This window comes from Sphingosinicella sp. BN140058, assembly GCF_004135585.1.
In the GTDB taxonomy this organism is placed as follows: domain Bacteria; phylum Pseudomonadota; class Alphaproteobacteria; order Sphingomonadales; family Sphingomonadaceae; genus Allosphingosinicella.
Map to the genome: position 1 here is coordinate 5,050,618 of NZ_CP035501.1, position 19,506 is coordinate 5,070,123.

21 protein-coding genes and 2 tRNA genes are annotated in these 19,506 nt (G+C 66.0%); 7 read left to right on the forward strand and 16 right to left on the reverse strand.

Features of this window, described 5'->3' with window-relative positions; genetic code table 11:
• The first annotated feature begins 17 nt into the window (after positions 1–17).
• On the forward strand, positions 18–836 hold the full coding sequence (locus tag ETR14_RS22890) for an enoyl-CoA hydratase/isomerase family protein (RefSeq protein ID WP_129389443.1): 819 nt from the start codon (positions 18–20) through the stop codon (positions 834–836).
• A 111-nt stretch (positions 837–947) separates the two neighbouring features.
• Positions 948–2,288, forward strand: a complete 1,341-nt coding sequence (locus tag ETR14_RS22895) for an epoxide hydrolase family protein (protein WP_129389446.1) — start codon at positions 948–950, stop codon at positions 2,286–2,288.
• Positions 2,289–2,329: 41 nt separating this feature from the next.
• Here the strand turns inward: ETR14_RS22895 and ETR14_RS22900 are convergent, their stop codons facing one another.
• From ETR14_RS22900 to ETR14_RS22915, 4 genes are read right to left on the reverse strand one after another with little or no spacing between them, the layout of a single operon-like run.
• Entirely contained in the window at positions 2,330–3,205 is an 876-nt protein-coding gene (locus ETR14_RS22900) for an alpha/beta fold hydrolase (protein WP_129389449.1), read from the reverse strand.
• Positions 3,205–3,669 carry a DUF3237 domain-containing protein gene (locus ETR14_RS22905; protein WP_129389452.1) on the reverse strand — a complete coding sequence of 155 codons (465 nt, stop codon included), beginning with the start codon at positions 3,667–3,669 and terminating at the stop codon, positions 3,205–3,207. The genes ETR14_RS22900 and ETR14_RS22905 overlap by 1 nt, the downstream gene beginning before the upstream one ends.
• Entirely contained in the window at positions 3,666–4,736 is a 1,071-nt protein-coding gene (locus ETR14_RS22910) for a nitronate monooxygenase family protein (protein ID WP_129389455.1), read from the reverse strand. The genes ETR14_RS22905 and ETR14_RS22910 overlap by 4 nt, the downstream gene beginning before the upstream one ends.
• A gap of 13 nt (positions 4,737–4,749) precedes the next feature.
• Complete coding sequence (locus tag ETR14_RS22915; protein WP_129389458.1) at positions 4,750–4,986, reverse strand: 4-oxalocrotonate tautomerase family protein; 237 nt, start codon at positions 4,984–4,986, stop codon at positions 4,750–4,752.
• Positions 4,987–5,178: 192 nt separating this feature from the next.
• On the opposite strand from ETR14_RS22915, the gene ETR14_RS22920 reads away from it, so the two are divergent.
• Together ETR14_RS22920 and ETR14_RS22925 are read left to right on the forward strand one after the other, a co-directional pair.
• Positions 5,179–5,700 (forward strand): hypothetical protein, encoded by a 522-nt coding sequence (locus ETR14_RS22920; RefSeq protein WP_129389461.1) that lies wholly within the window; start codon positions 5,179–5,181, stop codon positions 5,698–5,700.
• A 16-nt stretch (positions 5,701–5,716) separates the two neighbouring features.
• Entirely contained in the window at positions 5,717–6,343 is a 627-nt protein-coding gene (locus ETR14_RS22925; protein WP_129389464.1) for an isochorismatase family cysteine hydrolase, read from the forward strand.
• A 248-nt stretch (positions 6,344–6,591) separates the two neighbouring features.
• On the opposite strand, the gene ETR14_RS22930 is transcribed toward ETR14_RS22925, so the two are convergent.
• Together ETR14_RS22930 and ETR14_RS22935 are read right to left on the reverse strand one after the other, a co-directional pair.
• Complete coding sequence (locus ETR14_RS22930) at positions 6,592–7,173, reverse strand: NADPH-dependent FMN reductase (RefSeq protein WP_129389467.1); 582 nt, start codon at positions 7,171–7,173, stop codon at positions 6,592–6,594.
• 171 nt (positions 7,174–7,344) lie between these two features.
• Positions 7,345–7,623, reverse strand: coding sequence for a YciI family protein (locus ETR14_RS22935; RefSeq protein WP_129389470.1), 279 nt, complete (start codon positions 7,621–7,623; stop codon positions 7,345–7,347).
• 165 nt (positions 7,624–7,788) lie between these two features.
• Between ETR14_RS22935 and ETR14_RS22940 the strand changes: the two genes are divergently transcribed.
• Positions 7,789–8,508, forward strand: a complete 720-nt coding sequence (locus tag ETR14_RS22940; RefSeq protein ID WP_129389472.1) for a hypothetical protein — start codon at positions 7,789–7,791, stop codon at positions 8,506–8,508.
• A gap of 15 nt (positions 8,509–8,523) precedes the next feature.
• Here the strand turns inward: ETR14_RS22940 and ETR14_RS22945 are convergent, their stop codons facing one another.
• On the reverse strand, positions 8,524–9,309 hold the full coding sequence (locus ETR14_RS22945) for a metallophosphatase domain-containing protein (RefSeq protein WP_165356586.1): 786 nt from the start codon (positions 9,307–9,309) through the stop codon (positions 8,524–8,526).
• A 101-nt stretch (positions 9,310–9,410) separates the two neighbouring features.
• Between ETR14_RS22945 and ETR14_RS22950 the strand changes: the two genes are divergently transcribed.
• A complete protein-coding gene (locus tag ETR14_RS22950; protein ID WP_129389476.1) occupies positions 9,411–10,262 on the forward strand; it encodes a family 16 glycosylhydrolase in 852 nt (283 codons plus the stop codon).
• Positions 10,263–10,599: 337 nt separating this feature from the next.
• Positions 10,600–11,856, forward strand: a complete 1,257-nt coding sequence (gene chrA / locus ETR14_RS22955; protein ID WP_305851956.1) for a chromate efflux transporter — start codon at positions 10,600–10,602, stop codon at positions 11,854–11,856.
• Between the two features lie 92 nt (positions 11,857–11,948).
• Here the strand turns inward: chrA and ETR14_RS22960 are convergent, their stop codons facing one another.
• From ETR14_RS22960 to mreC, 9 genes are all read right to left on the reverse strand, one after another.
• Positions 11,949–13,016 carry a DUF6624 domain-containing protein gene (locus ETR14_RS22960; RefSeq protein ID WP_206185904.1) on the reverse strand — a complete coding sequence of 356 codons (1,068 nt, stop codon included), beginning with the start codon at positions 13,014–13,016 and terminating at the stop codon, positions 11,949–11,951.
• 463 nt (positions 13,017–13,479) lie between these two features.
• Positions 13,480–13,555 (reverse strand) — tRNA-Lys (locus ETR14_RS22965).
• 49 nt (positions 13,556–13,604) lie between these two features.
• Positions 13,605–13,680, reverse strand: a tRNA-Lys gene (locus tag ETR14_RS22970).
• Between the two features lie 96 nt (positions 13,681–13,776).
• Positions 13,777–14,013, reverse strand: a complete 237-nt coding sequence (locus ETR14_RS22975) for a hypothetical protein (protein WP_129389478.1) — start codon at positions 14,011–14,013, stop codon at positions 13,777–13,779.
• Between the two features lie 70 nt (positions 14,014–14,083).
• A complete protein-coding gene (locus ETR14_RS22980) occupies positions 14,084–14,908 on the reverse strand; it encodes a sulfurtransferase/chromate resistance protein (protein ID WP_129389480.1) in 825 nt (274 codons plus the stop codon).
• Between the two features lie 138 nt (positions 14,909–15,046).
• A complete protein-coding gene (rodA, locus tag ETR14_RS22985; RefSeq protein ID WP_129389483.1) occupies positions 15,047–16,159 on the reverse strand; it encodes a rod shape-determining protein RodA in 1,113 nt (370 codons plus the stop codon).
• The gene (gene mrdA / locus ETR14_RS22990) at positions 16,156–18,090 is read right to left on the reverse strand and encodes a penicillin-binding protein 2 (RefSeq protein WP_129389486.1); all 1,935 of its coding nucleotides are present in this window, start codon (positions 18,088–18,090) and stop codon (positions 16,156–16,158) included. The genes rodA and mrdA overlap by 4 nt, the downstream gene beginning before the upstream one ends.
• On the reverse strand, positions 18,087–18,602 hold the full coding sequence (gene mreD / locus ETR14_RS22995; RefSeq protein ID WP_129389489.1) for a rod shape-determining protein MreD: 516 nt from the start codon (positions 18,600–18,602) through the stop codon (positions 18,087–18,089). Before mreD ends, mrdA begins: the two co-directional genes overlap by 4 nt.
• A complete protein-coding gene (gene mreC / locus ETR14_RS23000) occupies positions 18,599–19,498 on the reverse strand; it encodes a rod shape-determining protein MreC (RefSeq protein ID WP_129389492.1) in 900 nt (299 codons plus the stop codon). The genes mreD and mreC overlap by 4 nt, the downstream gene beginning before the upstream one ends.
• Positions 19,499–19,506: the final 8 nt, after the last annotated feature.

A 19,506-nucleotide genomic window follows, 5' to 3' on the forward strand; every position in this document is an offset into this window, starting at 1 on the left:
TTCGCAAGGAGCCTGTCATGGCCAAGCAGCTCGACATTTCCTCGCCGGCACCGGGCTATCTGCGGGCGACCTTCTCCAACCCGCCGATCAACCTGATCGACCTCGCGACCATCGTCGAACTGTCCGATCTGGTCTCGCGGCTCGAAAGCGATCGCGATGTGAAGGTGATCGTCTTTGAGAGCGCCGACCCGGACTTCTTCCTTGCTCATTACGATGTGCTGACCGATCGGGCGCGCACCGCGGCGATGGGGCCGGGGCCGACCGGGATGCATCCCTGGCTGGACGTGCTCGCCCGCCTCGCGCGCGCGCCGGTCGTCTCTGTCGCTTCGATCCGTGGACGCGCGCGGGGTGCCGGCAGCGAATTCGCTTTGGCGTGCGACATCCGCTTTGCCAGTGCGGAAAAGGCGATCCTCGGGCAGTTCGAAGTCGCCGTCGGCGCGGTCCCCGGGGCCAATCCGATGGCGCGGCTGGGGCCGCTGGTCGGTCGCGGCCGCGCCATCGAAATCGTGCTCGGTGCCGACGATTTCCCCGGTGCGCTGGCCGAGCGATACGGCTACGTCAATCGAGCGCTGCCCGATGCGGAGCTCGACACGTTCGTCGATCGCTTTGCGCGCCGCCTTTCCGGGTTCGACAAGGAGACACTGGTCGAGGCGAAGCGCTTCGTCGACCAGGTCACCTTGCCGGAGGATGCCGTGTTCCCACCGGCGCTCGAGTGCTATTTCCGTTCGGTCGCGCGCCCGGCGGCGAAGGCCAGTCTGGCACGGCTGCTGGATGCAGGCCTGCAGACGCGGTCCGCCGTCGAGCTCGATCTCGGCCGCCACGCGGCGGGAATTTGAGTGAATCCGGCGGCACCTTGGTCTATATGTACCTTTGTACAATGGCTCGCGCGCCTCAATAATCGAATGATGTTTCCTTCACTATCACCAATACCGGAAGAGGAAACGATCATGTCTCTAAGTCTAGCATTGTTTCAGCGTCGTCATTTTGTCGGCTCGGCGATTGCCGGTAGCTTCGGCCTCTTGCTGCCGTCGGTTGCGCATGCATCGGCAAATGGGGCGGCGTCCGGAGATCTGGCCGCGGCACCTTCGAATATTGCCGAACAGGGCAGCGCGGCGACGTCGGCAATCAGGCCGTTCAAATATCGGGCGTCGGAGGAGGATCTGCGGGAGCTGAAGCGGCGGATCAAGGCAACCCGTTGGCCGAGCCGCGAACTGGTGGCCGATGATAGCCAGGGGGTTCGGCTCGAGACGATGCGGAAGCTCGCCGACTATTGGGCGAACGGCTATGACTGGCGCAGGGCGGAGGCCGATCTCGGCCAATATCCCCAGTTCGTGACCAACATCGACGGCGTCGACATCCACTTCATCCACGTCAAGTCGAAGCACGCCAAAGCCCTGCCGGTGATCGTCACCCACGGCTGGCCCGGTTCGGTCATCGAGCAGCTCAAGATCATCAAGCCGCTGACCGATCCGACCGCGTTCGGCGGGAGCGCCGCGGATGCGTTCGATGTCGTCATACCCTCCATCCCCGGCTATGGCTTCTCGGCGGCGCCGACCGAGCTCGGCTGGGATCCGCAGCGCGTCGCACGGGCCTGGGCGGTTCTGATGCAGAGGCTCGGCTACACCCGTTACGTCGCGCAAGGCGGCGACTGGGGTGACGCCATCAACGAGCAGATGGCGCTGCAGAAGCCGCAGGGCCTGCTTGCCATCCATACCAACATGCCCGGTACGCTGCCGGATGCGATTTCGGCGGCACTCTCCGGCGGACCGGCGCCGATCGGCCTTACCGGTGACGAGAAATATGCGTGGGACCAGCTCGATTTCTTCTACAAGAACCGGGTCGGCTACGCGCTTGAAATGGGGGCGCGGCCACAGACGCTCTACGGCCTCGACGATTCCCCGATCGCACTTGCAGCCTGGATGATCGATCATGATCCGCAAAGCCAGAAACTGATCAACCGGGTGTTCGACGGCGCGAAGGAGGGCCTCAGCCGCGATGACATCCTCGACAACATCACGCTTTACTGGCTGACCGGAACGGGTCTGTCGTCGGGCCGGCTGTTCTGGGAAAGCAAGCTTGCATTCTTCGCGCCCAAGGGCGTGACCCTGCCGGTCGCGGTCAGCGCCTTTCCCGACGAAATCTACACTGCGCCGGAGAGCTGGACCCGCAAGGCGTTCCCGAACCTGCTCTTCTACCGGCGTCATGCCAAGGGTGGGCATTTCGCGGCGTGGGAGCAGCCCCAGGCATTGGTCGAGGATTTGCGCGAGAGCTTTCGTTCGCTCCGCTGACGATGCGGGGAGAGCGGCGCGATCCGCTCTCCCATTGCCTGTCACTTCGGCAGCCGACGGTCCAGAAAGTCCAGAATGCGTGCCGCGACTTGGTCGGCCTGCTCGTCGAGGGCGAAATGGCCGGCGTCGAGCAGGTGGATCTCGGCATCAGGAACGTCGCGCGCGTAGGCGAGCGCGCCGGGCACGATGAAGGACGGATCGTAGCGCCCCCACAGCACCAGGGTGGGCGGCCGGTGGGCGCGCAGCCAGGCCTGCCATGCCGGATAGGCGGCGACGTTGGTCCTGTAATCGTACAGCAGGGCCGCCTGGATCTCACGCACACCGGCACGGGTCAGCATCGCATGTTCGTCCGTCCAGCTGTCGGGATCATAGCGCTCGGGGTTGGGGCTGTTGCCGATATGGCGCTGCTTCGCCGCGTCCAGCGACAGAAAGGTTTCGACGATCCCCGGATGGCCGGCCGGGTCCGCCCAGTAAGCGGCGATGCCCGCCCATTTGGCGCCGAGTCCCTCTCGGTAGGCATTGGCATTCTGGACGATGATCGCCGCCACCTTCTCGGAATTGCGCAGGGCGATGCGGAAGCCGACAGGACCGCCATAATCCTGCATGAGCAGCACGTAACGTTCGATGCCCAGCGCTTCGAGCAGGCTCTCCATCGTCTCCGCAAGGTGATCGAACGTATAGGTGAAGGCCGAAGGCGCGGGCGCCCCGCTGTGGCCGAAGCCGGGATAATCGGGCGCGATCAGACGATAGCGCTGGGCGAGCGCCGGAAACAACGGCGCGTACATGCGCGACGAAGACGGGAAGCCGTGGAGCAGGACGATTGTCGGCGCGCTACGTTCTCCCGCTTCCCGATAGAAGATGTCGACCTCGTCGACCCGTACCGTATGATAGCTGGTGTGATGTGGTGGGCTGCCCATCAGCAGATCTCGTGAATCTGATAGAGCGGTCCTTCGGGATCGCGGCGCCCGGTGCCGACGGCGACGATGCGGTTGAGCCATTGATAATGCGGGGCCGATGTGGCGAAAGTCGGGACGATTCTGAAATAATAGTCCGCGGGATCGACGCTCTCGCCGCGGCCGAGCCTCGCCATCACGTCGGCCGGACCATGGCGGAGGCCGCTATAGGTCATCGCAATCAGTGCCTCGTCGTCGGTCTGCAGAAGAATGCGGGCGTCGAGCGCGATCACGCCGTCCCTCCGCTCGATTTGCCAGTCGGATCCGCCCGGCAAGACCCGGCCGCGCAGGCGCTCCCCCTCGAACGAACCGCCTGGGATGGTGCCGATCCGGCGCTGCAGGCCTGGCGGGCCGCCCGGTGCGTGCAGACCGTCGACCAGCACGCGTAGTGTGAACAGCGGACGAAGCGCCGGCACGTCGCGGCTCATCCGATAGCGGCCTTCATTTCGTCGACCAGCCGGCGGACCAGGCTCGCAGCGTCGATCGGCGTCGCCAGCGGTGCGCCCTGGCCGGCCCATTGTGCCCCATAGCCGCTCTCGCCCCGTTTCCTGGCCGCGGCATGAAGCGCTTTGCCGAGGTCGTAGGCGATCGGGTAGGCGGGAACCGCGGCATTCGGAATCTCCTCGCCGAGGGCGGTGAAACGATTGGCGAGACAGCGGGCGGGGCGTCCGGAGATCACCCGCGTCATCACCGTGTGATGCGCCGCCGCGCCGGAGAGCGCGGCGCGATAGCCGGCATCGGCAAGGCTCTCGTCGCAGGAGACGAACGCCGTCCCGAGCTGGGCGGCGGCGGCTCCGATCGCGAGCATCGCTGCAATCCTTGCGCCGTCCATGATCCCGCCGGCGGCGACCACCGGCAGCGTGCTCGCCCGCACCAGCAGGCGGGTCAACGCCACTGTCCCCAGCTTGTCGTCCGGCGCATCCGGGTCGAAGCAGCCGCGGTGGCCGCCGGCCTCCCAGCCCTGCGCGACGATCGCATCCAGCCCGGCCGCTTCGATGCTGCGCGCTTCCGCGAGGCTTGTGGCGGTGGCGATCATCCGGATCCCGGCTGCACGCAACGCGGCGATCGCCACAGGTGAGGGAAGCCCGAAATGGAAGCTGACCACCGCCGGCCGAGTCTCGATCAGCATCCGCAGCATCGCATCGTCCTCGACGAAGCTGCGGTAGATTTCGGAGAGCGAGGCCGGAGGTTCGGCGCCGTACGCCTGAAATTCGGGCCGTATCCGCGCGATCCAGGCATCCTCTCTGTCGGGGTCGGTTCGCGCCGGGACATGGCAGAACAGGTTGAGGTTGAACGACGCAGACGTCTGCGCGCGGACGGCCTCGATCATCGATCGTGCTGCCGCTGCATCGACCGCGCCGACAGCGATCGAACCGAGCCCGCCGGCCGCGCTGACCGCCGCCGCCATCGCCGGCGACGAAACCCCGGCCATCGGCGCCTGGATGATCGGCAATTGGATGCCGAGCTGCACCAGCAGGGGCGAAGGCGTGTTCATGGCATCGGGTCCGTCATTGCTGCTCCTGGGCGAGCTGCTTGCGATACTCCAGCACCGGCAACCCGCCCCAGCCCCAGTCCTGCACGTCGACCTCCTGGATGACCACCCAGGTCCAGGCATGCGGCTTCCCGAGCACGTCGAGCAGGACCTGGCTCATGCCCTGGAAGATGGCGGCCTTTTGCTCGGCGGTGACGTGATCGACCCCGGGTTCGGTGCCTTCGCGGGTCAATTGGACGGTGACGATCGGCACGCTCGGTCTCCTGTTCGGGCGGAGGCGGCGGAGTGTCGCCTCGTCATCTCTGATGAATGGCCGAACCGGCGCTGCCGCGGAATGAGACGATGGTATCTACACACCAAAGCGCAATTCGTGCCGGCATTCGCGCGCCCTACGTCACCGCCAAGGGCCAGCCTCTTGCTGTGCCCGGCAGGTAAGGAGCCTCTTATGAGCAACCCGGAAATCGTCGACTCCAGCTTCACCGCTATCGTCAACGCGCCGATCGAAAAGGTCGATCTTCCAGCCTGGGCGTTCGGCCTGCCAGACGCGGAATATCAGGGATGCTCGCCGGCCCATGTCGCGGCGGGCTTCACCACGGCGCCCGACGGTAAGCGGATGTCGATCAATGTGGAGATCATCGGCGGTAGCCTGATGGTCCAGCATTATGTCGAAAAGGTCGGGGAGAGGGATCATCTCGTCCTTGAATCGGTGTCGGACGTATTCACCCCGTCGGGCCGCACGACGATCAACGTTCTATGGGAATTGCGCGTACGCAAGATCGACGCGGAAAGCTGCGAATTCACCAACCATGTCCGCTCGACCGCGACCGACGCCTTGATCGAGTTGCTCGATCGCCAGGGCATACCGTTCGACGTGTTTCGAAGCCAGCGGCAGCCGATGTCGATAGCCCACAACCAGGGCGAGACTCCGCTCTTTGCAGCAAGCATCGCGCGCGCGGCCTTGCGCTGAACCGGGGAGACAGGCGATGAAACCTCCGCATTATGATGCCGCGTCGACCGCGCTGCTGCTCGTCGATCCCTACAACGACTTTCTTTCCGAAGGCGGCAAGGTCTGGCCGCGGGTCCAGGAGGTCGCCGAGGCGGTCGGGCTGCTCGCCAATCTCAAGGCGCTCCAGGCCGCGGCTCGTTCCGCAGGCATCCAGGTCGCGATCGCGCCGCACCGCCGCTGGGAGCCGGGCGACTATGAGGATTGGCACCATCCCAATCCGACGCAGATCGCGATCATGCGCCGCCACTCCTTCGCCCGCGGCGAATGGGGCGGAGCCTGGCACCCGGATTTCGTGCCGCAACCCGGCGACATCGTCGCCAAGGAGCATTGGGGCCAGAGTGGCTTCGCCAACACCGATCTCGACCAGCAGCTCAAACAGCGCGGGATCAGCCATGTCGTCATCGTCGGTCTGCTCGCCAACACCTGCATAGAATCCACCGCGCGCTACGCGATGGAGATCGGCTACCACGTCACCTTGATCCGCGATGCAACGGCCGCTTATTCGATGGACTTGATGCATGCCGCGCACGAACTGAACGGCCCGACCTTCGCCCACGCCATCCTGACCACCGAACAACTTCTGGCGGCGCTGCCGTCCGCATAGACGGTAGGAGGCGCGGGCGGGTCACCACCCCGCGCCTCCACACAGCGGCGGAACGTCATTGTCTATCCGGTCACCCTGAATGAAGACTATGGGGAAGGAGAAGCTCGGGCCCGATTCCGCAAGCATCAACGAAGCATTGTTGGGGGCCTCCCCTCCAGGACTTCCTGGAGGGGTAGGGGGGTGGCTCTTCTTCTTCTTCTTCTTATCGCGACTTTGTCACGTCCCCAGGAAATCCGGACGGGATCTATTCACACGTCCCGCCCTCGCGCTTCGGCAAGCGTATTTGCCCACCAGCGAAGCTCCTCCAGCATCGTCTCCGCATTCTGTCCGATATAGGGAATCGTGTTCAGGTCCTTGCCGTCCTGCAGCGCCGCAAAGAAATCGGCGCCCTGGATGTGGACGCCTGTCCTGGTCGGCGCCATCTGCAGCTCGATGCAGATCAGCCGCAGCTGTTCGATCGCGCGGGCGGCGCCGACGCTGCCATAGCCCAGGCAGGCGGCCGGCTTCCGGTTCCATTCCGGATAGGCATAATCGAGCGCGTTCTTGAGCACGGCCGGGATGCTGCGATTATATTCGGCGGTTACGAAGACATAGCCGTCGAAGGCGGCGACCTTCTGCTGCCAGCGCCGCGCTTCTGCATTCTCGGACGGTATCCACGCGTTGGACGCGGCTTCGTCGAAGAACGGCATCGAGAACTCACGAAGGTCGATCAGCTCGACATGCATGTCTTGCCGCGCGGCGGCGATCGCATACAGCCACGCCGCCGCAGTGTCGGCGAAGCGCGCCGCCCGGGTCGTGCTCATGATGATGGCGATGTTCGGTCGGTTCATGATCTATTCCCAATCTGATGGCGCGCGTCGTCCCGACATAGTGGAGAGAGCGGATCGCCTGACTCACGCGGACCGCTCGGCCCGCCCGGTGATCCTGTGCGCGGCTGGGCTCGCCCGCGATTGAACCTAGGTGTCGCCGACACCTAGGTGTTGCCGGAGCGCGGCAACGCGCTAGACGAGCCTGCCGGCTTCGATGGTCAGTTCTGAGATTTCGACCCGCGCATACAGGCCGGCATAAGGGCTGGCGGCGACGAACGCCTCCGCCGACGCCCAGTCCGGCGCTTCCACCAGCAGCAGAACGCCGCGGCGTTCGCCATGCTTGTCGCGCAGCACCCCGGCCAGCCGGACGCCGAGCGCCAGCTGCGCGAGATGGCCGCCGAACGCCTCGTGGAGTCGATCTCGCTCCGGCTCGATACCGGGCTTGAAAAGGGCTTCGGCGGCGAAGAGCATTTGGTCTTCCCTTGGTTGACCCTGTCGTCTGCTCCACCATGGCCGCTTTCCCACTGGCCGCCATCCTCTTTTGGTGTCGGCGATACCTTGGTCTGGTGGTCCCGGCGGCTGCGCGCGGCGAAATGCGGTTCTCTGTTCACCGATCCAGATGCGGAGCCATGCGCTATGACCGATCTTCTCGACGACGTGATCGCCGCCCATGGCGGCATGGAGGCGTGGCGCCGCGTCCGAACGGTCGACGCCGACATCGTCAGCGGCGGCGGATTCTTCGCGTTGAAGGGCATCGACCAGGATGCCGACACGCGACGGATCTCGATCTCGCTGCACGAGCAGCGCGCCAGCCTCCATCCGTACGGCGCGCCCGATCAGTTGAGCGTGTTCACGCCGGATCGGGTCGCAGTCGAGACGCTGGACGGGAGGGTGCTTGGCGAGCGCTTTGCACCGCGCGACTCGTTCGCGGGCCACCAGATGTCGACGCTGTGGGATCCGCTCCACCGCGCTTACTTCAACGGCGAGGCGCTCTGGACCTACTTCACGACGCCGTTCCTGCTGACCATGCCGGGCGTCGCGGTCGAGGAGGCGGACGCTTGGCAGGAAGGTGAAGAGAGCTGGCGGGTATTGCGAGCCCGATTCCCGGGTGCGATCGAAACCCACAGCCAGACCCAGGATTTCTATTTCGGTCCTGATCTCATGCTTCGACGCCATGATTACCAGGTCAACGTCGCCGGCGGCTTCCCGGCGGCGCAGCTGGTCTCGGACTATGTCGCCGTCGAGGGGCTGCGCCTGCCGACGCGACGGCGCGCTTACGTCCGCGGTCCGGACCGTCAGCCCGTACGCGAGATGCTGATGGTCTGGATCGACATTGCCAACGTGCGATTCGAATGACCGCCCGCAGCGCCGTCACGCGCGCGGCACGAGTGTGAAGCTGATCGGTGCCCGCAGCGCGCCGCCTGCGCTTCGCACCGATGATGCATTGATGAACAGGGTGCCGTCGCGGGCCGTCTGTCCGGCGCCGGCGTGAACGTGGCCGAAACAGTGGATGCGCGGCGCTGTTCGGCGGACCGCCTCAGCGAGTTCGGGGCAGCCGAAGGAGGTTCCACGCGTCGATCTGTCGAGCACGTTTCTGGGCGGCGTATGCGTCACCAGAATGTCGATTTCGTTCGGGATTCGCGCCCAGGCCTCCGCCAGCGCGGAACGCGTCTTCGGAAAGGCGTGGGTGGGGAGGCCGGGCACCCACGGCGCCCCATAGATCCGCAGGCCTCGGTAGTGGAGCATCTCATCCTCGAGATAGTGCGCATTCCGGAACGGCTGCGGGTTCGAGGCTCTCGCCTGCTCGAGAATTTGGTCGTGATTTCCTCCGGTGCACAGGATCCGCTCGAATGGCTGCTTGCCAAACCAGTCATCCATTCTGGCGAGGTCCCCCCCTTCCCGGCGGGACAGATCGAACATGTCGCCGCAATGGATCAGCAGATCCCCAGCCGGAAGGCGCAAGGCGTCGTGCAGGCAATGCGTATCGCTGATCACGGTCACACGCACCTCTCCGGTGCGTCGGCGGTGCCGGTGGGGGAGGGCGGGTGCGAAGCGAAGAAGCCGGTCGAGCAGTCGCATGGCATCGTCCCGTTGCAGCATCGTCCCCGTGAAGCTGTGCAGCGGCAGCTCCGGTTCAAGCGCGGCGCAGCGCCGCATCTCGTGGCTATACCGCCGATCGTGCGGGCGCAAATCGTGGCGCCAAGGCTCCGAAAGCGGCGGCCTATGGTGCGGTCTCAAATCCCCTCTTAAGAAGAGACATGATCTGCAGGAATTCAGCCCGGACCCTCGTCCGCATCGCAGCCGCGGCGATCGCCCTGGCATCCGGTCCTTCCTCCGCGCGGGAGCGGCTCGGCTACACGCTCGCATGGTCCGACGAGTTCGACGGGGCGGGCGTCCCGGATCCGGCCAAATGGAGCTATGATACACACGCCAACAAGGCGGGTTGGTACAATCACGAACTGCAATATTATGCGGCGGACCGTCCTGAAAATGCCAGGATCGAAGGCGGCAGGCTGATCATCACCGCCCGCAAGGAGAGCCTGGCGGATCGCCCGGACCAAGGCGGCCAGCGTTACACCTCCGCCCGTCTCATCACCAAGGGCAAGGCCGAGTGGACCTACGGCGTCTTCGAAATCCGCGCCAAATTGCCCTGCGGCAAGGGATCGTGGCCGGCCATCTGGATGCTCGGGGCTGCTGCGGGATGGCCGGACGGGGGCGAGATCGACATCATGGAGCATGTCGGCAAGGCTCCGGGTGAAGTCTCCGGCACCATTCACAATCGGTCGACGGCGGGAACCTTCGGCAAGAGCGGCCAGATGCGCATACCCGACGCTTGCGACGCCTTCCACGATTACCAGATCGACTGGACGCCGGAGGCGATCACCTTCGCCGTCGACGGCAAGACCTATCACCGATACGTCAACGCGAAGACCGGTACGGCGCAATGGCCGTTCGACAAACCCCAATATCTCCTGCTCAATCTTGCCATCGGCGGCGAGATGGGCGGCGATGTCGACGACGGCATCTTTCCGATCCGATTCGAGATCGACCATGTTCGGGTCTACCAGCGGACGGCCGGGACCGGCGGCGCGGCAACGAGCCGGCGTTGATCCCCGCCACGCCAATCGGGTCCTCGGGCGGGAATGCGAGGGCTTGCCGCCGCACCCCAGCGTAGCGGTGCGACGAAGCGCGCGTCGGGCGATCGCACCCGTTGACAGACGCCGCCGACCCCGGTTTACAGAGGCGATGGGGGCTGCGATCACCCCATGAGGCGACAGGCTGAAGCATCGCGTCCTGATTTTGAAGAGGACGCCTCATGCCTGCAATCGATGCCATTCCTCCGAACGAGCCTGAGCCTGTGACCGGGTGCCCCCGATGTCGGGGCATCGTCGCTCTGTGGTCGGACGATGACACCTGGGTCTCCCAGCCGCCGCAAGGGGCGCGGCCGTGATCGATGAAACCAATAGCGATGCTGCAGTGGTGCCGGACGTGATCACGTCTGCGCCGGCCGATGCGGCTGAGGCGCGGCCGCCAGAGCTGAGCTACGCCGCGTTGTTCCTGCGCTTCCTTCGCTTCGGGATGCTCGCCTTCGGCGGGCCGGTCGCACAGATCGCCATGATCCGGCGCGAGCTCGTCGACGACGAAAAGTGGATCGGCAGTGCTAACTTCAACAAGCGGCTTGCCGTGATGCAGGTGTTGCCGGGACCGGAAGCGCACGAGCTTTGCGTCCATCTCGGGATCCGCGCGAAAGGGCGTCTCGGAGGGGTGCTGGCGGGGCTCGGCTTCATGCTGCCCGGCTTCGTGCTGATGCTTCTGCTCGCATGGATCTACACGCGCCTTCCGATCAACGGGACATTGTTCGGCGCGATCTTCCTCGGCGTCCAGGCGGCCGTGCTGGCCGTCATCGTGCGCGCCGTGCACCGCATCGGCGAGCACATTCTCCTCGACGCCTGGCTCTGGATCGCGGCGCTCGCTGCAGCCGCGGCATCCTTCCTGGGTGTGAGTTTCTGGATCGTGTTGCCCACGGCGGGGGCGGCCTATGCCCTTGGATCGACCGGGCGCTATGCCCTGACGTCACTCGTCCTGCTCGTCGGCGCGGTCGCGGCCGCATGGACGATCTTCCCGGACGAGACCATCCCGGCGGCGCGAGCGGCGATGCGCGAGGCGGCCCCCACGACGATGTCTCTGTTCCTGGCGGGGCTGAAGGGCGGGCTGCTGACGTTCGGCGGCGCCTATACCGCGATTCCGTTCGTCCGCAACGACACCGTCGGGCGCGGCTGGATGACCGACGCCCAGTTCCTGGACGGGCTCGCACTCTCCGGTGTCCTGCCGGCGCCGCTGGTCATCTTTTCGACCTTCGTCGGCTGGATCTGCGGCGGCCCTGCGGGGGCGCTGGCGATCACCGCCGGCATGTTCCTGCCGGCATTCGCTTTCTCGCTCGTCTTCTACGAGCATCTCGAGGCGGTGGCCGAGCACAAGCGTCTGCAGCTGTTCCTTTCAGGCGTGGCGGCCGGCGTAGTAGGCGTGATCACGATCACCGTCCTGGACCTTGGCCAAAAGACCGCGGTGCGGACGCCCAATCTGTTGCTCAGTGCAATGATCTTCGCGGTCGCGCTGACGGTGATGTATCGCTGGAAGAGCAAGCTGGCGACACCGGTCGTCCTTGCCGCTGGAGCTCTGGCCGGTGGACTTGCTCTCGCATAGCAGCGGACATTGGCCTCGAGGTGAGGACCTCGAGCGGCGCATCGGTTATTCGTCCGGGACGCCCTCGTCGAGCCACAGGTGCGACGCTTGAGCTACGCGTCCGGTGCCTTGGCATCGCCGGACACAGCGCCGGCTGGTGGCATGGCGGGCGGATCCGGGCGGCATTCGCCGAACGTCTTGTTCATTCCGGCGAGGTAGGACGGTAGTGGGTCGAGCTCGAACTCGGCGCGCAAGCGATCGACCGCTTTTTCGTCCTCCACCGGTTGCGGCAAGCGCTTGCCGGCGCGGCACATGGCCTGCGTCGCGAAGCGCTGCTTTCCCGTGATCTTGAGCATCACCCGATCGTAGAGGTAGGCATAGTTGCGCTTGCCGACCTCGCCGGTCGCAACCAAGGGCTCCATCAGCCGCAGCGCCTGAAGCTGGAACGCCGGATCGGCATCCGCATGCTGGACGAGCAGCCAGGCTTGTTGCGAAGCAGGCTCGCCCACTTCGGAAATTCTCGGCCAACCCTGTTCGGAGACGATGGCTTTCAGCCACTCCGTATTGTCGTGGTCACGCTTGCTCAAGGCGATCCCGATCCGTGCGACGACGATGGCCCGAGCATCGGGCGTCAACGCCGGGGCGTCCTTCATGACCCCATCGCCCCAGCCGGTCGCCGTGCGCAGCATCTGCTCGCCGAGCGGCCGCGCGAGCAGCGCGTCGGCGAGATCGGGGCGTCGTGGCCGCCCGATCCGCTCGGCCTCGGCAACCGCCATCAGATACGTGTCGGCCACCGGCTTCGCGGCGGCGAGGGCCTGCTGGAATTCGGCGAACGTGTTCGCCGCGAGCGGCTGGGGCAGGTGGGCGACGGCCGCGCAAAGCGGATCGCTGATCGCGTTCCGCTCGATCCTGGCACCGGCCACATTCAGTTCGGCGAGCTTCGCGCGCCGATCCGCTTCATCCTGTTCGTGGCAGGCCGTGAGCCAATTTCCGATCTCTCTCCATGCAGCCTTGTCGGCGGGCGTTGAGTCCGCGAAACGGCCGCGCATCCATCCGTAATCGCCGGGTTCGAAATCGCCTCCGCGAACATAGGGCGCGAGCGAGGTGGGCGGCGGCGGAGCCGCCGTCGCTGCCGCCGACAGACTCGCCAGCGCCACGGTTATGATCAAGAGCCTGCCCATCTCGTTAAACTCGCAAGATTGGCGTCAACGCGCAATGCGTCTGCGTGGACGATGCCGAGCTGGCGCGACCGCGTCGAGGAGAGAAGCACCTGCCTCCCTTGTGGAAGACAGATGTTCGTGTTACGTTCCTTCGTTGGGCTGGGCGGAGATGAGACCGTGCCTAGCGGGTTCTGAGCACGTCTTTGAAAATGTAAACGGGAACGGCCAAGCCGGGACAGTCGCTGTGCGCGCGGCTGTCCCGGATGGCCCTGCTGTGGAGACAGTTGTTCGGCGGTGAGCCGTCTTGCGACGCCGGTCTCTCGCACGCGCTGTGCGGCAGCGTGCTTCGCGGGCGCGACTGCGTCGCTTCACGGGCAATCGTGAAAAACGACCGTAATTTCGGTCAATACGGTCGCGCAAAAGCGGGATTGACGCCGTCACACGCGCGGCTGCCATGCTGATGAGGATTGGCGTGAGAAGAAGGTGGTGGACGCACTAGGGCTCGAACCTAGGACCCGCTGATTAAGAGTCAGCTGCTCTACCAACTGAGCTATGCGTCCGATGCCTTCGGGCCGGGCCGGAGCCTTCGCCTGGGGTCTTCGAAGAAGGTGGTGGACGCACTAGGGCTCGAACCTAGGACCCGCTGATTAAGAGTCAGCTGCTCTACCAACTGAGCTATGCGTCCAATGCCTTGCGGCTGGAGGGCCCTCTACGGTCGCTCCGGAACGATTGCAACCACGCATTTGCCCTTATCCACATTCTCGGAATGAAAGGGTGGCGTTCAAGGACCGTACTTCGTCCAGCGTCCGATTGGAGCGTCCTTGCCGTGCAGAACCGCATCGAGCTCCAGGCGGAGTGCTGGGGCGAGCGTGCGCAGGTTGATGAGGCCGTCCTTCCCATCGAACCCGGCCCGTGCCTGGCCGTCGACCGCCTCGTAGCCGAGGCGCGACGATCCCGAGAGCTGAAATCCGTGGCTCGCTTGCGCGCAGACGGGCCCTGCGATGGCGCCGAGCGCCATCCCGAACAGCCATTATCGCATCAGCCGTGCCTGGCAGCAGGCACGTTCCGAACGCGGCCCGAGGCGGCGCTCATGCCCGCACCTCGCGGGGCGCATGCGAGGTCCAGTCGTGGGTCTCGCCCCTGGCGTCGCGGCACCAGCGGTAGAGCGCGTCGTAGAGGAGCATGCCGGCGTCGAGCTGCTCCAGATCGTCCGCATACATGCGCGACAGGCCAAGCGACATCGCGAGCAGGCCGGCCGCCTCCGGTACCAGATCGGGCCGCCCGGTATCGGCTCCCCGCACGATCGCCGCGAGATGGTCGATCGCCGCAAAGTCGCCAAGCCCGAACATCTCGATCATAAGGTCGAACGTGCAGCGCTCCCCGCGATGGCTCCAGAAGACGTCTTCGTGGGCGACGTCGAACGCCGCCGCATTGCGGTCGCGGGCAACGGCGAGAACGTCGGCGGCAGGCACGAACAGAAAGCGTGCGCGCGGATCGACGAAGCGGCGGATCAGCCACGGGCAGGCGATCCGGTCGACCTTGGGCCGGGCGCGCGTGACCCACAGGGTCCGACCCTGGCTATCCCTCGCCGGAAGCTTGTCGATGTCGATCCGCGGCAGCCCAGCTGCCTGCCACGCCTCGAAACCGCCGTCGAGCGCCTCCGCCGGGATGCCTTCGGAGCGCAGCCAGGCGGCGATGCCGTGGGCGGACGTGCGCCCGTCTTCGTCGACGACGACGGCAGACGTGGCGTCGAGCGTCGGGGACCAATGCTCCACCTCCTCAGCGGAGAAGCGGATCGCGCTCGGGACGCGATGGGTCTTCTCGCCCGGGCGAACGTCGATGATCGCCGGCGCGGCGGGCGTGCCGACCAGGCGGGCGAGCTTTTCGGGAGCGATGCTGTTCAACGCGGGCATGCAGCGTCCTTGTTCGACAATGGGAGGACGCGAGTCTTCGGCTGTCGCCTCGTGGGGAGACCGCCGTCCCCATCGCCGGATATTCACGCGAACGCGCCGGCCTTGTCAACGCGGCAGACGGAAGCGCCGAGGCGGAGGTTAGCGACGCGTATCTCGCTTGTTGCCGCGGTCGATCGCCATCAGCACGCCGAGGCAGATCATCACCGTCAGCATCGCCGATCCGCCATAGGAGACGAGGGGGAGGGGGATGCCGACGACCGGCGCCAGGCCCATCACCATCATCAGGTTGATCGCGAGATAGAAGAAGATGGTAAGGGTGAGGCCGGCCGCGGAAAGCCGCTCGAAGCGGCCCTTGGATTCGATGGCGACGTTCATGCCCCAGCGCACCAGCAGGAAGAACAGGGCGATCAGCACGCAGCCGCCGATCAGCCCCCATTCCTCCGCGATTGCCGAGAAGACGAAATCGGTATGCTGCTCGGGAAGATATTCGAGGTGGCTCTGGGTGCCGTTGAGATAGCCCTTTCCGAACAGGCCGCCCGATCCGATCGCAATCTTGGACTGGGTGAGGTGGTAGCCGGCGCCGAGCGGATCCGCCTCCGGATTGAGGAAGATCAGCACCCTCTTCTGCTGGTGGGGCAGGAGCAGGAAATTGTAGATCATCGGCAGCGCCGCTCCGACCGCGAGGCCGCCGCCGATGAACAGCCGCAGCGGCAGTCCGGCAAGGAACATCAGCGCGATCGTGTTGAGGATGATCAGCATCGCGGTGCCGAGATCCGGCTGGAGCAGGATCAGCAGCAAGGGCGGACCGAGGAAGACAGCGATGGGCCAGATCGCCGACCAGCGCCGGATTTCCCGGGGCGGCACCCGGGCGTAGAAACGGGCGACGACGAACACGATGATCGGCTTCATCAGCTCGGAGGGCTGGAGGCGGACGAAGCCGAGCTCGAGCCAGCTCCGCGCACCGCCGCCGATCGCCCCAAGCAGCAGGGTCAGGATCAGCAGCAGGATGCCGCCGGCATACGCAATGAAGGCGAGATCGTGGAAGGTTTCGGGTTTGAAGCGCGAGATCACGATCGCCATGCAGAGGAAGGCGGTGAACCGGACTGCGTGGAATGCCGCCCACGGGGTGAACGAACCCCCCGCCGCCGAATAGAGCGCGAGCACGCCCGAAACGCCGAGTGCGAACACGATCCAGAGCATGCCCCAGGGCAGGGTAGCGACCGGTGCCGGAACGAACGAGGCGCCCCTCATCGCGCACCCCCGCCGGTGCCGCCCTCGAGCGCCGCTTTCTCGGCCGCCTTCTCGGCGAGCCAGCGGTTGGTGCGCGCTTCCATGCGCTGCGCCATGGTGCCGCCCCATTGCTCCTCGAACCTGGTCAGCGAGGCCATCGCCCGCTCCTTGTCGAACAGATAGGTGAGCACGTCCTTGGCGACCGGCGCCGCCGCGCGGGCGCCGCCCATGCCGTGCTCGATCACCACCGATGCCGCATAACGGGGCGAAGCGGTTGGTGCGAAGCAGACGAACAGGCCGTGATCGCGATATTTCCACTCGCCGCTCTGGCCGCGCTGGGACCCGACGATGCGGCGGACCTGGGCGGTACCGGTCTTGCCGCCCATCTCGACGCCGGGCAGTTCGAGCCGGCTGCGGCCGGCGGTGCCCGCGCCGTTGACGACTTCCCACATGCCCGAGCGCACCGTTTCGAAATGCTCCTTGGCGAAGGGCAGCGGCTTGGGAGGCGGGCGATTGGCGCGGAGCAGCTGCGGCTGCAGATCGAGCCCGGAGGCGACCCGCGACACCATGACAGCAAGCTGCAGCGGGTTGACGATCACATAGCCCTGGCCGATCGACGTGTTGAGGGTGTCGGACTGCGACCAATCGTCCTTATATTTGCGCTGCTTCCATTCGGCGCTCGGCATCGTCCCGTAATTCTGGGAGACGACCGGCAGATCGAACTTCTGGCCGAAGCCGAGCTGACGGCCCATCGCCGAGATCACGTCGATCCCGGCGCGCCGGCCCATCGAATAGAAATAGGTGTTGCAGCTCTTCGCGAGCGCGGTGTGCATGGTCATCGATCCGTGCCGGCCGAGGCAGCGGAAGAAGCGGCTGCCGAGCTGGAAGCCGCCCGGGCAGTTGACGCGTGCGGTCGGATCGATGCCGGCCTGGAGCAGCGCCATCGCGACCATCGGCTTGAACGTCGATCCCGGCGGATAGAGGCCGTTCAGCGCCTTGTTGATCAGCGGATGGCGCTCGTCCTGGGCGAGCATCTTCCATTCGTTCTGGCTGATGCCGTCGGTGAAGCTATTGGGATCGTAGGCCGGCATCGAGGCCAGGCAGAGGATGTCACCCGTCAGGCAGTCGATCACCACCACCGAGCCCGATTCCTCACCCAGCCGTCGGGCCGCGAAGGTTTGCAGGCCGCCGTCGATGGTCAGCGGCAGAGGCTGTCCGGATACGTCGGAGAGGGTGGAGAGCTCGCGCACCAGCTGGCCGCGGGCGGTGACTTCGATCCGCTGCGCGCCGGGCTTGCCGCGCAGTCGCTGCTCCATCGTCTTCTCGAGCCCTTCCTTGCCGATCTTGAAGCCGGGGGCGATCAGCAGCGGGCTCTTGTTCTCGGCTTCATATTCCTTGCGGTTGGGCGTGCCGACATAGCCGACGAGATGCGCGACTGCGGCGCCATCGGGGTAGAAGCGCGAAAAGGAGCGCAGAGGCGCGACGCCGGGCAGCTCGGGCAGGCGCACGGTCACCGCGGCATATTTCTCGAACGGCACATTCTCCGCGACGGGCACCGGCTGATAGCCCGCCGCATGCTTGAGTTCGGCGCGAATGCGATCGAGCTCGTCCGGCGAGAGCTCGAGCAAGCGGGCGAGTTCGCCGAGGATCTTGTCGGGATCGTGAAGCCGGTCGGGGATAAGGTCGACGCGGAAATCGGATCGGTTGATCGCGATCGGCTGGCCATGCCGATCGACGATCCAGCCGCGCCGCGGCGGCATCAGCCGCATCTGGATCCGGTTCTCGTCCGAAAGCAGATTGTAGCGCTCGTTCTCGGCGATCGCGATATAGGCCATCCGGCCGGCGAGGGCGGCAGCGAGCAGGCCCTGACCCGCGCCAAGGACCATCGCCCGCCGCGTGAAAGTATAGACCTGGCTATTCTCGGTGATGATCGGGGCGTTGCGCCGCCTCATCGCACCAGTCGCCAGCGATCGAGGCCGAGCACGATGCGCGCGGCCAGCGGATAGAAGAAGAGCGACAGCACGAGCTGCGGCGCCAGGATCAGGAAGTCGGTTCGGCTACCGGCAACCCAGGCGACGTACCAGCCGGCGGCGCTGTGAAAGGCAATGGCGAGGGAGGCGAACAGCCAGTCTGTCCAATAATCGCGCCAGCCGACCCGCAGATCGATGAGGTCGAACGCGAGGAAGGTCACCGTCCAGATCGCCATCGATTGGCCGAGCGGATGGCCGGCGATGAGATCGTTGAAGAAGCCGAGCGGCAAGGCGACATAGGCCTGCCAGAGCTCGGGACGCAGCAGCCGCCAGGCGATCAGCACCAGAAAGGCGAAATCGGGGACGAGCGGGGTCTGGCTGACGATCGGCAGGGCATCGAGCAGGATTGCGACCAGCGTGCTCAGCACCGGCACCAGCTGGCGCCGCACGCTCCACCAGGCGACGTCGCGTTCGGACCCGGCGATCCGGCTCACTGCGCCGCGCCCTGCAGCGCCGTTGTCGTCGCGTTCGACAAGGGCTGGTCCGCGGCAGGCTGGAACGGCCGCAGCACCATCGCGAAATCGACCGTGGACGGATCGGCGAGGGGGCGGGCGATGGTCCGCTCGCGCTCCACCCGGACGACCACCGCGACCGGGACGTTGGGGGGATAGACCCCGCCGACGCCGGACGTGACCAGGATGTCGCCGCGGCGGAACGGATTTGTGCCGACCTCCAGCGTCTTGAGATCGATGCTGCCGTCGCCGCGGCCCTGCGCGATCGCCGGCGTGCCGTCGCGCACCAGCCGCACCGGAATGCTGCTCGCGCCGTCGCTGACCAGCAGCACGCGCGATGCCCAGCGCCCCGTCTCGATCACCCGGCCGATCAGGCCCTCGGGCGCGCGCACCGGCTGCCCCGGTGCGATACCGGATCCGGAACCGGCCGAAAGGGTCGCCAGCCGCCGGCTGGAATCGAACGAGGAACCGACCACCCGGGTGACGGCGACCTGTTCGCCGACACTCTGGCTGAGCTTCAACATCGCCTTCAGCCGCTGGTTCTCGAGCTCGGTCGCGCGGGCGTCGATGATCTTGCGCCGCGCCGAGGCGAGCTGGCGCTTGAGATCGTCATTCTGCGCACCGGCGTTGAAGTAATTGCCGATGGTGCTGCCGATGCCGCCGAAGAAGTTGACCACGCCGCGGCCCGCCGACGTCACCGGGCTGGTGGCGTCGAGCGCGGCGCCCTTCAAGGCACCGAACCCGCGCGGATCGATCACCGACACGGTCAGCAGCATCAGCGCGAACAGGACGCCCGCCACCGCCACGACGTAGCCGAGAAAGAGACCGTATTGCGCCCTGCGGGAAAATCCGGGGCGCCGTGTCGACGGCGGCGCCATGCTGCTTC

Bases quoted from the DNA above. Each gene is read 5' to 3' on its own strand.
- ETR14_RS22930 (WP_129389467.1), bottom strand. From the start codon at position 7,173: ATGAACCGACCGAACATCGCCATCATCATGAGCACGACCCGGGCGGCG.
- rodA (WP_129389483.1), bottom strand. From the start codon at position 16,159: ATGAGGGGCGCCTCGTTCGTTCCGGCACCGGTCGCTACCCTGCCCTGG.
- ETR14_RS22900 (WP_129389449.1), bottom strand. From the start codon at position 3,205: ATGGGCAGCCCACCACATCACACCAGCTATCATACGGTACGGGTCGAC.
- ETR14_RS22975 (WP_129389478.1), bottom strand. From the start codon at position 14,013: ATGGCGCTCGGCGCCATCGCAGGGCCCGTCTGCGCGCAAGCGAGCCAC.
- ETR14_RS22950 (WP_129389476.1), top strand. From the start codon at position 9,411: ATGATCTGCAGGAATTCAGCCCGGACCCTCGTCCGCATCGCAGCCGCG.
- ETR14_RS22945 (WP_165356586.1), bottom strand. From the start codon at position 9,309: ATGCGGCGCTGCGCCGCGCTTGAACCGGAGCTGCCGCTGCACAGCTTC.
- ETR14_RS22980 (WP_129389480.1), bottom strand. From the start codon at position 14,908: ATGCCCGCGTTGAACAGCATCGCTCCCGAAAAGCTCGCCCGCCTGGTC.
- ETR14_RS22960 (WP_206185904.1), bottom strand. From the start codon at position 13,016: ATGGGCAGGCTCTTGATCATAACCGTGGCGCTGGCGAGTCTGTCGGCG.
- ETR14_RS22920 (WP_129389461.1), top strand. From the start codon at position 5,179: ATGAGCAACCCGGAAATCGTCGACTCCAGCTTCACCGCTATCGTCAAC.
- ETR14_RS22895 (WP_129389446.1), top strand. From the start codon at position 948: ATGTCTCTAAGTCTAGCATTGTTTCAGCGTCGTCATTTTGTCGGCTCG.
- ETR14_RS22925 (WP_129389464.1), top strand. From the start codon at position 5,717: ATGAAACCTCCGCATTATGATGCCGCGTCGACCGCGCTGCTGCTCGTC.
- ETR14_RS22905 (WP_129389452.1), bottom strand. From the start codon at position 3,669: ATGAGCCGCGACGTGCCGGCGCTTCGTCCGCTGTTCACACTACGCGTG.
- mreC (WP_129389492.1), bottom strand. From the start codon at position 19,498: ATGGCGCCGCCGTCGACACGGCGCCCCGGATTTTCCCGCAGGGCGCAA.
- ETR14_RS22940 (WP_129389472.1), top strand. From the start codon at position 7,789: ATGACCGATCTTCTCGACGACGTGATCGCCGCCCATGGCGGCATGGAG.
- mrdA (WP_129389486.1), bottom strand. From the start codon at position 18,090: ATGAGGCGGCGCAACGCCCCGATCATCACCGAGAATAGCCAGGTCTAT.
- ETR14_RS22910 (WP_129389455.1), bottom strand. From the start codon at position 4,736: ATGAACACGCCTTCGCCCCTGCTGGTGCAGCTCGGCATCCAATTGCCG.
- ETR14_RS22890 (WP_129389443.1), top strand. From the start codon at position 18: ATGGCCAAGCAGCTCGACATTTCCTCGCCGGCACCGGGCTATCTGCGG.
- ETR14_RS22935 (WP_129389470.1), bottom strand. From the start codon at position 7,623: ATGCTCTTCGCCGCCGAAGCCCTTTTCAAGCCCGGTATCGAGCCGGAG.